At 47.9% G+C, this 14,382-nt stretch carries 11 protein-coding genes; 10 read left to right on the top strand and 1 reads right to left on the bottom strand.

Going from position 1 to position 14,382, the window contains the following annotated elements; all coding sequences use genetic code 11:
• Positions 1 to 19: 19 nt before the first annotated feature.
• The 6 genes from QT996_RS06315 (at position 20) to rdgB (ending at position 6,668) form a co-directional block, all read left to right on the top strand.
• The gene (locus QT996_RS06315) at positions 20 to 1,045 is read left to right on the top strand and encodes a long-chain acyl-[acyl-carrier-protein] reductase (protein WP_333045306.1); all 1,026 of its coding nucleotides are present in this window, start codon (positions 20 to 22) and stop codon (positions 1,043 to 1,045) included.
• Between the two features lie 254 nt (positions 1,046 to 1,299).
• Entirely contained in the window at positions 1,300 to 2,280 is a 981-nt protein-coding gene (gene accA / locus QT996_RS06310; RefSeq protein ID WP_333045305.1) for an acetyl-CoA carboxylase carboxyl transferase subunit alpha, read from the top strand.
• Positions 2,281 to 2,523: 243 nt separating this feature from the next.
• Positions 2,524 to 3,249, top strand: a complete 726-nt coding sequence (locus QT996_RS06305; protein WP_333045304.1) for an SDR family oxidoreductase — start codon at positions 2,524 to 2,526, stop codon at positions 3,247 to 3,249.
• A 110-nt stretch (positions 3,250 to 3,359) separates the two neighbouring features.
• Positions 3,360 to 4,094, top strand: a complete 735-nt coding sequence (folE, locus tag QT996_RS06300) for a GTP cyclohydrolase I FolE (RefSeq protein ID WP_333045303.1) — start codon at positions 3,360 to 3,362, stop codon at positions 4,092 to 4,094.
• A 346-nt stretch (positions 4,095 to 4,440) separates the two neighbouring features.
• Positions 4,441 to 5,865: a phosphoglucomutase/phosphomannomutase family protein gene (locus tag QT996_RS06295; RefSeq protein WP_333045302.1), complete on the top strand. Its 1,425-nt coding sequence runs from the start codon at positions 4,441 to 4,443 to the stop codon at positions 5,863 to 5,865.
• A 215-nt stretch (positions 5,866 to 6,080) separates the two neighbouring features.
• On the top strand, positions 6,081 to 6,668 hold the full coding sequence (gene rdgB, locus QT996_RS06290; protein ID WP_333045301.1) for an RdgB/HAM1 family non-canonical purine NTP pyrophosphatase: 588 nt from the start codon (positions 6,081 to 6,083) through the stop codon (positions 6,666 to 6,668).
• Between the two features lie 154 nt (positions 6,669 to 6,822).
• Here the strand turns inward: rdgB and QT996_RS06285 are convergent, their stop codons facing one another.
• Complete coding sequence (locus QT996_RS06285) at positions 6,823 to 7,161, bottom strand: P-II family nitrogen regulator (protein ID WP_006633346.1); 339 nt, start codon at positions 7,159 to 7,161, stop codon at positions 6,823 to 6,825.
• 350 nt (positions 7,162 to 7,511) lie between these two features.
• Between QT996_RS06285 and QT996_RS06280 the strand changes: the two genes are divergently transcribed.
• The 4 genes from QT996_RS06280 to QT996_RS06265 all read left to right on the top strand — a co-directional run bounded on the left by QT996_RS06280 (position 7,512) and on the right by QT996_RS06265 (position 14,285).
• Positions 7,512 to 8,798 (top strand): MFS transporter, encoded by a 1,287-nt coding sequence (locus tag QT996_RS06280; protein WP_333045300.1) that lies wholly within the window; start codon positions 7,512 to 7,514, stop codon positions 8,796 to 8,798.
• A gap of 411 nt (positions 8,799 to 9,209) precedes the next feature.
• Positions 9,210 to 11,045 (top strand): biosynthetic-type acetolactate synthase large subunit, encoded by a 1,836-nt coding sequence (gene ilvB, locus QT996_RS06275; protein WP_333045299.1) that lies wholly within the window; start codon positions 9,210 to 9,212, stop codon positions 11,043 to 11,045.
• A gap of 329 nt (positions 11,046 to 11,374) precedes the next feature.
• Entirely contained in the window at positions 11,375 to 12,802 is a 1,428-nt protein-coding gene (locus QT996_RS06270; RefSeq protein WP_333045297.1) for a serine/threonine-protein kinase, read from the top strand.
• Between the two features lie 211 nt (positions 12,803 to 13,013).
• On the top strand, positions 13,014 to 14,285 hold the full coding sequence (locus tag QT996_RS06265) for an FGGY-family carbohydrate kinase (RefSeq protein WP_333045296.1): 1,272 nt from the start codon (positions 13,014 to 13,016) through the stop codon (positions 14,283 to 14,285).
• Positions 14,286 to 14,382: the final 97 nt, after the last annotated feature.

The raw sequence follows: 14,382 nt of genomic DNA, 5'->3' as shown, positions 1-14,382 counted from the left end.
TCCTTCATTTGACAACTTAATGTTTGGTCTAATCGGTCACTTAACCAGCTTAGAACACGCCCAATCAGTAGCTAACGAGCTGGGCTATCCAGAATATGCCGATCAAGGTCTCGATTTTTGGTGCAGCGCACCGCCCCAAATAGTTGATCATATCACGGTAACAAGCATCACTGGACAAAAAATAGAAGGGCGCTATGTGGAGTCCTGTTTTCTGCCAGAAATGCTAGCCACTCGCCGGATTAAAGCAGCCACTCGCAAAATCCTTAATGCGATGGCACACGCTCAAAAAAACGGGATTAACATCACTGCTTTAGGCGGCTTTTCTTCGATCATTTTTGAGACTTTCAACTTGCAGCAAATTAAGCAAATTCGCAATCTCAAGTTGGAGTTTGAACGCTTCACCACTGGTAACACTCACACGGCTTACATCCTCTGCCGCCAAGTAGAAGAAGCAGCCCCTAAATTGGGGATTGAACTTTCAAAAGCCACGGTAGCCGTTTGTGGTGCTACTGGCGATATTGGCAGTGCGGTGTGTCGCTGGCTCAATGTTAAAACAAATGTAGCAGAATTGTTGCTTATTGCCCGCGACAAAGAACGATTGCAAGATTTGCAATCGGAATTGGGGCGAGGCAAAATCATGGATTTGGAAGAAGCCCTGCCCCAAGCGGATATAGTAGTCTGGGTAGCCAGTATGCCAAAGGGAGTAGAAATTGACCCTAAGACATTGAAGCAACCCTGTTTATTGATTGACGGTGGCTATCCGAAAAATTTGGCAACTCAGGTTCAGCATCCAGAAATTTACGTACTCAATGGCGGCATTGTGGAGCATTCCCTCGATATTGAGTGGAAAATTATGAAGATTGTCAATATGGATGTGCCGGGACGGCAGTTGTTTGCCTGTTTTGCTGAATCAATGCTGCTGGAATTTGAAAAATTGTATACCAATTTTTCTTGGGGACGGAATCAAATTACTGTGGAGAAGATGGAGCAAATAGGTCATATTTCTGTCAAACACGGTTTCCGACCTTTATTAATGTCAGTTTGATGTTAAGAGTCAACAGTTAAATTGGAAATTTTAACTGTTGACTCTTTCGTTAGCATTGGAATAATATTTTTCGGAGTGCAGCGCGAGCGGGAAGCTCGCGCTATATGATAATTATCATGTGACCAAATTTGATATCATACAAAATTTAAAACTCAAAGTTTCCAATTTTCGCGTCTTTTTTTCCATACCCTGACAGGGTAGGATCGGAAAATAGTCGATCGACAAAACCTTAAAACCCTATAGAAATTATCAGCGTGGCAAACCCCGACCGCAAACCACTACTCCTAGATTTTGAAAAGCCCCTGGCGGAACTAGAAACCCGAATTCACCAGATCCGCGAACTCGCCGAAGAAAACAGCGTCGATGTCACCGACGAAATTCGCAAACTCGAAGCTCGCTCGACACAACTGCGACAAGAGATTTTCAGCAGCTTATCCCCCATGCAGCGGCTGCAACTGGCTCGTCACCCACGCCGCCCCAGCACCCTCGATTACATTCAGGCAATTAGCGACGAGTGGATCGAGCTTCACGGCGATCGGCGCGGCGGAGACGACCCGGCCCTCGTCGGCGGAATTGCCCGCATAGACGGGCTTCCCACCGTCATCATCGGCCATCAAAAAGGGCGGGACACTAAAGACAATATCGCCCGCAACTTCGGCATGGCTGCTCCCGGCGGCTATCGCAAAGCCCTGCGGTTGATGGAACACGCCGATCGCTTCGGAATGCCAATTTTCACCTTTATCGACACTCCGGGAGCTTGGGCGGGCTTAGAAGCAGAACAGCTCGGACAGGGAGAGGCGATCGCCTGCAACCTCCGAGAAATGTTTCGCCTCGACGTTCCCATTATTTGCACCGTCATCGGTGAAGGCGGTTCCGGCGGCGCTTTGGGCATCGGCGTCGGCGAGCGGCTGTTGATGCTGGAACATTCCGTCTACACCGTCGCCACCCCCGAAGCTTGCGCCGCCATTCTCTGGAAAGACTCTGGCAAAGCTAACTTGGCCGCAGAAGCCCTCAAAATCACTTCCTGGGATTTGAAAAACCTCGGCATTCTCGATCAAATAGTCCCCGAGCCGATCGGCGGCGCTCACTCGAATCCCCTCAAAGCCGCTTCCATGCTCAAACAAGCTTTGTTGGAAAACTTAGCAGAACTAACACAGCTTACGGCTCAGCAGCGACGCGAGCTTCGGTATCAAAAGTTTCGCCACATCGGCGTATTCACTGAAATTTCTGCTTGAGCCGATCGATTCAGAGTTATCAGTTAGGAGTTAAAAATCTCTTAACTTTAAACTGATAACTCACAGCTCATTATTCTGCTGTTCAGTCAGCAGTGTTATAATTTCTCAGGTGACACCGGCTTAACAGTTCTTAATGTTTATCTCATAATTAACTGTTATAACCCGCAGCAGAGAGCTTTCTAATTTGCCGAAGAAGGCTGCAACGCTGTAGGGATTTGCCGAGCGAAAGTATTAGGACAGTGAATGAACCATCCAACAACAAAGCAGGCTCTGATAACCGGAGCCAGCAGCGGTATTGGCAAAGCAACGGCTCTAGCGTTCGCCGCCGAGGGCATAAATCTGGCCTTAGTTAGCCGAGAGTCAGAAAACTTAGAAGCCGTTGCCGCAGCAGCCCGAGAAGTCGGAGTGAAAGCAGAAGCTTATCCCTTAGACTTGGCAAAAATTGAGCAAGTGCAAAGCAGCATCAGCGCGATCGCAGCTCAATTTGGTGCCGTAGATATCCTGGTCAACAGCGCGGGTATGGGCTACACCGGCTCCTTGACGGAAACGTCCCTAGCCGACTGGCAGAACGTTCTAGACCTCAATCTTACTAGCGTTTGGCAGTGCATTCTAGGAGTTTTGCCGTCCATGCGCGATCGCGGATCGGGAATCATCATCAACGTTTCCTCGATCGCCGGGAGCCAAACCTTCCCCAACTGGGGAGCCTACTGCGTCAGTAAATTCGGTCTCATGGCTTTGTCTAAAACCTTAGCCGCCGAAGAACGGGCTCACGGAATTCGCGTCACAGCAATCTGTCCGGGTTCTGTCAATACTCCCATGTGGGACACAGACACCGTGGACGCCGACTTCGATCGCAGCGCCATGTTAACCCCAGAAATCGTCGCCCAATCAATTCTGCACGCAGTTCAGTTGCCAGCAAGTGCAGTAATTGAAGAAATCACGCTCATGTCCAACGCAGGAGTTTTGTGAACTTGAGATTTTAGACTGCTGGATTTTTCTCGAATTCAACAATCTTTGAATCTCTTGCTATATCCCCCTATCGAAAATTTCAAATCGATTCACCCTCACACCAACTTGTTATGACAATTGCATCTTCCACCGATTCCAATGGCTCGAACTCACTCTCGACTGACAGCATGAAACTGTTACAAACCGCAGATAATAACTCCCCGCGCATCCCCACTCGACCCGATCGCAATTCCTCGCACGGTCAAGAATCCAACGTACCCGTACCCTCAGAAGTAGGCCAGGAAGAAATGATGGCCGCCGTTCGGACAATCCTGCTGGGAATAGGAGAAGACCCCGAACGCGAAGGATTGCTTAAAACCCCAAAGCGAGTAGCAGAAGCAATGCGGTTTCTCACCAGCGGCTACAGTCAATCCCTCGAAGAACTCCTCAACGGCGCTATCTTTGACGAAGGTCACAACGAAATGGTACTGGTGCGAGACATCAGCGTATTCAGTATGTGCGAACACCATATGCTGCCGTTTATGGGCAGAGTTCACATCGCTTACATTCCCAACCAAAAAGTAGTGGGACTGAGCAAATTAGCCCGAATTGCCGAGATGTACAGCCGCCGGTTGCAGGTGCAAGAACGTTTGACTCGTCAAATTGCCGAAGCAGTTGAGACAATATTGGAACCGCAGGGAGTAGCTGTAGTAATGGAAGCCAGCCATATGTGCATGACGATGCGGGGTGTGCAAAAACCTGGTTCTTGGACGGTTACGAGTGCCATGTTGGGCGTGTTTCAAGAAGAACAGAAAACTCGCGAAGAATTCCTGAATTTGATCCGCCACCAACCGGCATTCTTTTAGTCAGTTGACAGTTGACAGTTGGCAGTTGATAGTTGGCAGTTAACAGTTAACAGTAATTAGTAAGTTGGGTTGAGAGACGAAACCCAACATAATCTATCAAGCAAGGCTAGCTAATGACAGCCAACAGTCAATCGATTTTAGATTTTAGATTTTAGATTTTAGATTGAAGCATGGACCCCACGGATGAATCCGGGGGCTTGTATCCTGGATGCTTTCGGTCAATAGCCAGAGTAAAGGCTGTGGAAGCAATTCCATAATCTAAAATCTAAAATCTAAAATCTCAAATCAGATGACGATCGACTGATAACCCCATAAAATAGACGGGTGACTCATGACTTGTGACTAAATGAATCCTATTAAATTCGGTACAGATGGCTGGCGCGGCATCATTGCTGACGATTTTACATTCGATCGCGTGGCGTTAGTAGCTCCCCTAGCTGCACAAGTTCTCTCACAAACCGGCGGCAGCGATGGCAGCAGCAGTACCGTAATTGTCGGTCACGACCGCCGATTTCTGGCTGAAGAATTTGCCAAAACAGCGGCTATTGCCATCCAAAACGCGGGATTTGACGTGCTGCTGAGCGAATCCTACGCACCCACTCCGGCTTTCAGTTTAGCTGCCAAACAATTAAATGCTTTGGGCGCGATCGTCCTGACAGCTAGCCACAATCCCGGTGCATATTTAGGGTTAAAAGTCAAGGGCGGATTTGGCGGTTCAGTTTCGCCCGAAGTTACTCAACAGATAGAAGCAAAACTCGAAAATCCGGCGGAACTTTCAGCAACTCCAGGCAAATTGGAGAATTTCAATCCTTGGCCAGCTTACTGCAAAACCTTGCGGGAAATGGTGGATATTGAGGCGATTAAAGAGGCGATCGCGAGCGGCAAAATTACAGTATTTGTAGATGTAATGCACGGTGCCGCAGCCGGAGGATTAGCTCAAATTTTAGAAGTTCCGGTACATGAAGTCAACAGCGATCGAGATCCGCTGTTTGGAGGCGGTGCACCCGAACCTTTGCCGCGCTACCTGTCACAGTTATTCCGCGTGATGCGAACTCACCAGCGAAAAAGTTCTGGTTTGTCCATCGGATTTGTATTTGACGGAGATAGCGATCGAATTGCAGCCGTTGACTCTAGCGGCAACTTTCTCAGTTCACAAATCCTAGTTCCCATCTTAATCGAACATTTAGCAAAACGGCGCGGCTTGACCGGGGAAGTCATCAAAACAGTCAGCGGTTCAGACATAATGCCCAAAATTGCCAAGCTGTACGACTTGCCATTATTTGAAACGCCGATCGGTTACAAGTATATAGCCGATCGAATGTTAACCACCCAAGTCTTAGTCGGCGGCGAAGAATCGGGAGGAATTGGCTACGGTACACACATTCCCGAACGAGATGCTTTGCTGTCAGCGCTGTACTTGTTAGAAGCAGTTGTCAAATCCGGCGAAGACTTAAGCGAAATTTACAGCCGACTGCAACAAGAAACAAGCTTTACTTCAGCTTATGACAGAATCGACTTGCACCTAGCAAACATGGAAGAAAGGTCGCGCTTGCTGTCGCTGCTGCAAAATCAACCATTAACAGAAATCGCCGGGAAAGCAGTTGTAGATTGCAACAAAGTTGACGGATATAAATTCCGTTTGGCTGACGGAAGTTGGCTGTTAATTCGGTTTAGCGGAACTGAACCAGTGTTGCGGCTGTATTCAGAAGCGGCGACATTGAAAGAAGTTATGCAAAACTTAAATTGGGCGAAAACTTGGGCGCATAATTAATCGGAGTTTTTAACCGCAGATAAACGCAGATAAAAATAGCTCAAATACCAGAGCGCGTTAATCAGTGTTCATCCGCCGATATCTGCGGTCAAAAACTCCCATTATTTCCCAGCCTACAAGTAATACATTCCCAACCAACCAGAAACAATATAACTTATTTGCGATAATGCGACGTTTTTTTTGTTAATATCAATCCGTAAGTTTTAATTGAAATAATGACCGATCGCAAATTGTTAGTTGTAGCTACGGGCAATCCGGGTAAACTCAAGGAAATGCAAGTTTATCTTCAGGATTTGGGATGGGAATTGGAACTAAAACCAGAAGAGTTGGAAATCGAGGAAACAGGCGAAACTTTTATTGCTAATGCTTGCTTGAAGGCGTCTGAAGTGGCAAAAGCAACGGGCAAATGGTCGATCGCCGATGATTCTGGTTTAATGGTAGATGCACTGGACGGCCAACCCGGGATTTACTCGGCACGCTACGGGAAAACCGATGCTGAGAGGATATCTCGACTTCTCAAAGAATTGGGTAGCGAACAAAACCGGGAAGCACAATTTGTTTGCGCGATCGCGATCGCCGGTCCCGACGGTACAATTGCCTTGCAAGTAGAAGGAATTTGTCGGGGCGAAATCCTCCACACTCCTCGCGGTACGGGAGGTTTCGGATATGACCCCATTTTCTACGTACCCGCACAGCAACAGACTTTTGCAGAAATGGCACCCGATATCAAGCGATCGCACTCTCACCGCGGCCGAGCCTTCCAGGCTCTCATACCACAAATGGCGAACATTGTCAACTTTTAATGAGGAAAAAAGCCAAAACAGGGGGTAACTGTGGCATTGGAGATTGACACTTAGGTATCAGAACTAAACAGGAAAGAGGTTTTTCGTTGGCAATGACCAGTTACCGATGACCAATTACCAATGCCCAATGCCCAATGCCCAATGCCCCAGTATCTTAGATTGCCTCCAAGTTCTTTTCCCCAGTCCGAATCCGAATAATTTGTTCTACAGGAGAGATGAAAATCTTGCCGTCGCCAATCTCGCCCGTCCGGGAAGCCGCGATAATTTTATCAACCACCATGTCAACCTGATCGTTTTCCACAACAATCTCGACCTTGAGCTTTTGCAAGAACTCAACGGTGTACTCAGAACCGCGATAGCGTTCAGTCATGCCCTTCTGACGGCCAAAACCTCTAACTTCAGAAACAGTCATCCCCACAATGCCAGCATTGACGAGTGCGATTTTCACTTCGTCTAGTTTAAAGGGGCGAATAATAGCTTCAACCTTTTTCAAGTTTCTCACTCCTAACAGTTAGTACCTTCGTTATATTACTTAAATCGCGTGACATCTTTTAATATCACTGCTAGTATTAAGTATTTTGTAAAATATACTACCTTATTTTGTACTCGCGATGAGAGGCACGCCAATCTTTAACAAGATTCTCCCATTGGCCGGAGGCGCGGGCTCTCGGCTCCGATCGATCGCGGTAGAGTGAAAAAGACCCAAGCCCTCCGCCACGGATCTGCTAAAACAGAAAAAGAACCCAGGAGACAGGAGTTTTCCGACTTTCCACTTTGCCATCTGAGATTTGCACGTATTGCTGAAAACTATAATTGCTAGAAGCGGTCAGTTAAACTATTCCTATGCACCCAGCCAGCCCTCCCCCTGACCGCAGCGGGCTTGATGCCCTACTGAGAAATCGCCCCTTCCTCGCCTTGTGGACGGGCCAGTTGTTGGCCCAAGTGGCGGATAAGATTTTTTATGTATTGCTGATTATCCTCGTGAAAACTGGCGGTTACACACCTGGACAGAATCCGGACAATTCTATGCTGTCAGCGGTGATGATCGCCTACACGGTGCCGGCGATCGTATTTGGTTCGGCCGCCGGTATCGTCGTAGACCGCTTTTCCAAAAAGCAAATGCTGATCGCCTGCAACGTGATTCGAGCCTTGCTGATTGTAGCTTTGCCGTTTTTGCCCAAAGCTTTTGTAGTCTTGCTGGCAATTACGTTTTTGGTTTCTACCGTAACGCAATTTTTTGCTCCAGCAGAAGCTGCCGCCATCCCCCTGGCTGTGGGGCGAGAGGGACTGATGTCGGCAAATGCGCTGTTCGCCTCGTCCACAATGGGCGGGATTATTGTCGGGATGACGATCGGCGAACCGCTGTTTAGTTGGGTAAAACACAGCTTCGGAGCCGATTCTCAAGAGTTTTTGCTGGGCGGGTTGTACCTGATATCAGCAGGTTTGATCTATGCCATGCGGATCAAAGAAAATCATGCCGGCAGCAGTGGCAAAAACGTCCATCCCTGGCAAGACCTTAAAGAAGGTTTGCGGTATTTGAAACACAATCACCTTGTCAGCAACGCGATGGTGCAGTTGACGATTTTGTATTCCGTGTTTGCGGCGCTTCAGGTGCTGGCGATCGCACTTTCAGGCAAAATAGGTCTCAAAGAAACTCAATTTGGCTTTTTGCTGGCTGCTGCGGGAATTGGAATGGTCTTCGGTGCAGCCTTTTTGGGACACTCCGGTCATCGAATGCACCACAAACCTCTGCCTTTAATCGGTTTCTTGATGATGGGTTTTGTATTAGCAATGTTTGCCTTTACCCGACAGTTATGGGTGGGATTCGGATTGAGTGCTCTGTTCGGTTTTGGTGCTTCTTTAATTAACGGGCCGATGCAGGCTCTGATTCAAGAGAAGACTCCAGAATCTATGCGGGGTAAAGTCTTTGGCTTGGAGAACAATGCGATTAATATTGCTCTGAGCCTGCCTTTAGCACTGACCGGCCCGCTGACGGATGCTGTCAGCAAAGCAGTGGGTTCGGATGACCTCGGCTTGCGGATCGTGTTGCTGAGTTTGGGCTTTTTGGTCTCGGTGATGGGCATGGCAGCTTGGAAACATACTCGGAAAGTATTGCAGGACGCACTGTGAACTCTGGCAAGAAGGAAGAAGCCCGAAGGAAGGAAGAGGGAAGAAGGAAGATAAAAAGAGGGAAGAGGGAGAAGTTAGAGGGCTTTCTTTTAGCGATCGATCTCTAACATCGCAACCGCCCTGATGGTTAGGACGTTCTTAATTGCTGAAACCATTGTTTTTCTTGTCGAATGCCGAATGACAAATGCTATACAAGCCTCATATGGCGGTAAACCGACATAGAAGCCGCGATTTCCTTGGTTTGTTTTCTTCCTCTGCTGTTCCAGAATTTCTCGATCGGGCGCTCCATGTCCGATCGCACAATCTTTTGCAAAATCTCACCACTTAAATTTTCATTGTTTCATTAATTAAGATTAAAGTAGTATAAAAGCTTTCATTAAAAATCATAATTAGTTTAAGGAAGGAAATTCTGTGCAACTAAAAACTAAAGTGACCATCAGACGTGCAACTGGTGGATTTGCTCTGATTGACAGCTTGATCCGCCACGGCGTCAAGCATATTTTTGGTTATCCCGGCGGCGCAATTCTGCCGCTTTACGACGAACTCTACCGCGCTGAAGAAACCGGCGCCATCAAACACATTTTGGTGCGCCACGAGCAAGGTGCTGCTCACGCAGCCGACGGATACGCCCGCGCTACCGGACAAGTAGGGGTTTGTTTTGCTACTTCGGGTCCCGGCGCAACTAATTTGGTGACGGGGATTGCGACGGCCCACATGGATTCGATCCCGATGGTAATTATTACCGGTCAGGTTCCCCGTCCGGCGATCGGCACTGATGCGTTTCAGGAAACAGATATTTACGGGATTACCCTGCCAATTGTCAAGCATTCCTATGTAGTGCGCGACCCGAGAGATATGGCGCGAATTGTGGCTGAAGCTTTCCACATCGCGAGTACAGGGCGGCCGGGGCCGGTGTTGGTTGATGTGCCCAAGGATGTGGGTTTAGAAGAATTTGACTATCTGCCCGTGGAACCCGGATCAGTGAGAATTCCGGGCTACAGGCCGACGGTGAAGGGAAATCCTCGGCAAATTAATCAAGCAATTCATTTGCTGAAGGAAGCGAAGCGTCCTTTGCTTTATGTGGGCGGCGGGGCGATCGCAGCGGCGGCCCACGAGGAAATTAAGGAACTGGCCGAACTTTTCCAATTGCCGGTCACGACAACGCTGATGGGCAAAGGTTCGTTTGACGAAAACCATCCTTTGTCGGTGAAAATGCTGGGGATGCACGGCACTGCTTATGCTAATTTTGCCGTTACCGAGTGCGATTTGCTAATTGCTGTGGGAGCTCGGTTTGACGATCGCGTGACCGGCAAATTAGACGAGTTTGCCGCGCGCGCTAAGGTGATTCACATCGATATTGACCCGGCGGAAGTAGGCAAAAATCGCGGCCCTGACGTGCCGATTGTCGGAGATGTCCGCCAAGTTTTAATCGATTTGCTGCGCCGCTGTCGGGAGGCTGGAGTTTCGGGGAAGGCCGGACAGACTGCAGAATGGCTGCACAGGATCGATCAGTGGAAACAGGATTATCCGTTAGTGGTGCCTCATTACCCAGACATTTTGGCTCCGCAAGAGGTGATTTCCGAGTTGGCGACTCAAGCGCCGGATGCTTACTACACAACAGATGTCGGTCAACATCAAATGTGGTCGGCTCAATTCTTGAACAACGGGCCGCGCCGCTGGATTTCGAGCGCTGGTTTGGGCACGATGGGTTTCGGGCTGCCGGCGGCGATGGGCGCGAAAATGGCCCTGCCACAGGAGCAAGTGATTTGTATTGCTGGCGATGCTAGCATCCAAATGAATATTCAAGAATTGGGAACCCTAGCACAATACGGCATTAATGTCAAGATTGTGATTGTAAATAACGGCTGGCAGGGAATGGTGCGGCAGTGGCAGCAGGCGTTCTACGGGGAGCGTTATTCCTCGTCGAATATGACTGTAGGGATGCCGGATTTTGTGATGCTGGCTGAAGCTTACGGCGTGAAGGGGATGCTGGTTTCGCGGCCGGAGGAACTCAAAGATGCGATCGGTCAAATGCTCGCTCACGACGGTCCGGTGCTGATGAACGTCAAGGTGACGAGGGACGAAAACTGCTATCCGATGGTAGTTCCAGGTAAGAGCAACGCTCAAATGGTTGGTTTGCCCGATCGTAGCAAGTTGCACTCTGCGGAGTTGGTTTATTGTCCCAGTTGCGGCGCTAAGAATGTTTCCACCAATAACTTTTGTCCTGAGTGCGGGACAAAAGTTTAATGAGTTTTGAGTGGGGACTTAGGCTGTGCCTATTAATCTCAACTTAAGGTCAAACCTAGTCATAGACTGCTGTTTATCGTCGAGGCCAGATCCCCCCTAGCCCCCCTTAATAAGGGGGGAACCGGAGCGATTTCAAAGTCCCCCTTATTAAGGGGGATTTATGGGGATCTAGCCTCGGATAACAGCGAGAGATATCAAAGGTTTCAGACTTAAGTTGACACGATGAAAGGCAATGCGATGTCTTTACCCGGATCGGCTGTTTCACATTTAAAACCATCTCCGCTGGCATCGCATCGAGAGCTTTAATCTGTAATCTGTAAGCATATTTTATGAGCCAGTGTCTCAACCCTGATTGCCTATTCCAAAACCTGTCTGGCTATACAAAATTTTGTCAAAAATGTGGGAATAAACTGCTATTGGGCGATCGCTACGGAGCCCAAAACATTATTGGACAAGGGGGATTTGGGCGCACTTTTCTAGCCGTTGACGAGTATAAACCCTCAAAGCCTCCCTGCGTTATTAAACAATTTTACCCCCAATTTCAAGACCCTTCTAGTATCCAGAAAGCGGCTGAGTTATTTGAGCTTGAAGCAGTACGCCTAGAACAGTTGGGTAAACATTCTCAAATTCCCGAATTATTAGCATATTTTAGTCAAGATGGACGGCAGTATTTAGTCCAAGAATTCATCGACGGTGAAAATTTAGCCGAAGCACTAGAATCTAAGGGATATTTTAGCGAAACGCAGATTCGCGATTTGCTTAATAATTTATTGCCAGTATTCGAGTTCATTCATTCCCGCCAAGTAATTCACCGGGATATCAAGCCAGAAAATATTATTCTTAGGCAAGATAGGCAACTGGTTTTAGTTGACTTTGGAGCCGCGAAATATGCGACACAAACGGCTCTAGGGCTAACGGGAACGAGAATCGGGACGGCTGGATATATGGCACCAGAACAAGCCAACGGTAAAGCTATTCATGCGAGTGATATTTATAGTCTGGGTGTGACTTGTCTGTGTCTGTTAACTGAGGTTGAGCCGATTGATTTATTCGATGATAGCGAGTTTGAGTGGGTGTGGCGAGAACACTTAAAAACATCTTTCAGTTCGGAACTGGGTCAGATTTTAGATAAAATGATACAACCTGCTATTAAAAAACGTTATCAATCTGCTACGGAAGTTTTGCAGGATCTTGGTACTCAATCACCTCAATTATCAGCTCAAACACCTCCATCGGCACCGCCACCAGACTCGCTTAAATCAGCGCAGGGTGTTGACTATACTCGTCTGCGGGATTTATTAGCAGCAGGAAAGTGGAAAGAGGCGGATCAGGAAACATTCAAGGTGATGTTAAAAGCTGCTAGACGGGAGAAGGAAGGTTGGTTCGATACGAACTCGATCGAGAATTTTCCTGGCGATGATTTGCGGACGATCGACCAGTTGTGGGTAAAATACAGTCAGGGTAGTTTCGGCTTTAGTGTCCAGAAAAAAATCTGGTTAGAAATAGGCGGTAAAGTTGATTATGACACTGAATGCAAGCTAGGCGATCGTGTGGGTTGGAGAAAGAGGAGAAAGGGGAGGAAAGGTTGGTTGGAGTACGATGATTTAACCTTTAATCTGGAAGCACCACGGGGGCACCTCCCGTCGTGTGCGCGTGTTTTTGCGTGGGGGGGAGAAGGATTGGGTTGGGTTGTTGGGGTGTTGGGGTGGTTGGGGTTGGTTGTGTGGTTCTCTCTTCTCTCGCATCGAGAACTGTAAGGTGTCATCTATAGCGATTTCAGCCCTTTGTTAAGCATTTTTTTAAGGACTTTTTTCTACGAAGTTATCGGCTTTTCGTCATTTCAAGACCTGCTAGTTACTTTAATAATAAATGCCAATAAAAGTCCGAGATATCATTAAACAACTAGAGGCAGGATGCAAATAAAATTTGTGGTTTCGTCAAATATAGGAAAATTCGCGGGAGTGGCAAATGAATCTTTATTTGGGAATAGATTTCGGCACCACGGGCGCGCGATCGACTGTCATAGACTCCCAGGGTACAATACATTGTGAGACCGAATATACTTTTGCCAACAAGGGGCAACAACAGCCTGAATTGCCCTCGGTGTGGCAAAATGCGCTGTGGGATGTGATCGAGCAAATTCCCCCAGCAATCCGCAATCAGGTAAGGGCGATCGCCCTTGACGGCACATCCTCCACTGTCATGCTGTGCAATACCGACGGTATACCAGTATGCGAGCCGATTTTATACAATGATGCGCGCGGTGCAGCGGTGACAGAGAGATTGCGGGCGATCGCGCCGGATAACCACACAGTATTGAGTGCAACATCGAGTCTGGCCAAACTCCTGTGGTTCCAAGACTTTCGAGAGGAAACCGCCCCTACATTTTTCCTGCATCAAGCTGACTGGCTGGCATTTCTGCTGCACGGAAAATTGGGAATTAGCGACTATCACAATGCTTTGAAACTCGGTTTTGATGTTGATACTTTGTGCTATCCGAATTGGCTGGTAGAGGGAATTGCGGGCGCTGCAACGCCTGAATTGCCGCAACTTGTCGCACCGGGAACGCCTGTGGGGGAAGTGAGAGCTCAAGTGGGCGATCGCTTCGGTTTTCCCCGCGATTGTATGATTTGTGCTGGTACAACCGATAGCATTGCAGCATTTTTAGCAAGCGGTGTCAATTTACCAGGGGAAGCAGTAACTTCTCTCGGTTCTACACTAGCAGTCAAACTGTTAAGTCATACCCGCGTAGATGATTCTAGATACGGGATTTACAGTCACAAATTAGGCGATTTGTGGTTAGTTGGAGGTGCTTCTAATACCGGAGGTGCGGTGTTACGACACTTTTTTACTGATGTTGAGTTGGATAATTATAGCACACAAATTGATCCAGAAGAAGAGAGTTTGCTGGATTATTACCCATTATTGAAAAAGGGCGATCGCTTTCCGATTAATGACCCGAATTTGCCGCCCAGACTCGAACCGCGTCCAACGGATTCAGTGGAATTTCTGCACGGTTTGCTAGAAAGCATAGCGCGGATTGAAGCGCGGGGATATCAATTATTGCAAGAATTGGGTGCACCTCCTTTGACCAAAGTTTATACTGCTGGCGGCGGGGCAAAAAATTCGGTTTGGAGTGCGATTAGAAAGCGTTATTTAAAAGTTCCTGTTGAAACGCCGATTCATACTGCGGCTGCTTATGGGACGGCGTTATTAGCAATGCGAAGTGTTACAGATTAGACTTATTGCATAAATCTTTGATGGATAGGAAAACCGCAGATGTATGCAGATTAACGCAGATGCTTTGCAAAGGAAGGTAATCTTGTTTATTGAAGCG

It is taken from the genome of Microcoleus sp. S13C4, assembly GCF_036700865.1.
Lineage (GTDB): Bacteria > Cyanobacteriota > Cyanobacteriia > Cyanobacteriales > Microcoleaceae > Microcoleus.
Note: the sequence above shows the minus strand (reverse complement) of the source record. Positions and strands in the feature narration are given on the sequence as shown.

Bases quoted from the DNA above. Each gene is read 5' to 3' on its own strand.
- QT996_RS06315 (WP_333045306.1), top strand. From the start codon at position 20: ATGTTTGGTCTAATCGGTCACTTAACCAGCTTAGAACACGCCCAATCA.
- QT996_RS06305 (WP_333045304.1), top strand. From the start codon at position 2,524: ATGAACCATCCAACAACAAAGCAGGCTCTGATAACCGGAGCCAGCAGC.
- folE (WP_333045303.1), top strand. From the start codon at position 3,360: ATGACAATTGCATCTTCCACCGATTCCAATGGCTCGAACTCACTCTCG.
- QT996_RS06295 (WP_333045302.1), top strand. From the start codon at position 4,441: ATGAATCCTATTAAATTCGGTACAGATGGCTGGCGCGGCATCATTGCT.
- rdgB (WP_333045301.1), top strand. From the start codon at position 6,081: ATGACCGATCGCAAATTGTTAGTTGTAGCTACGGGCAATCCGGGTAAA.
- QT996_RS06280 (WP_333045300.1), top strand. From the start codon at position 7,512: ATGCACCCAGCCAGCCCTCCCCCTGACCGCAGCGGGCTTGATGCCCTA.
- QT996_RS06270 (WP_333045297.1), top strand. From the start codon at position 11,375: ATGAGCCAGTGTCTCAACCCTGATTGCCTATTCCAAAACCTGTCTGGC.
- QT996_RS06265 (WP_333045296.1), top strand. From the start codon at position 13,014: ATGAATCTTTATTTGGGAATAGATTTCGGCACCACGGGCGCGCGATCG.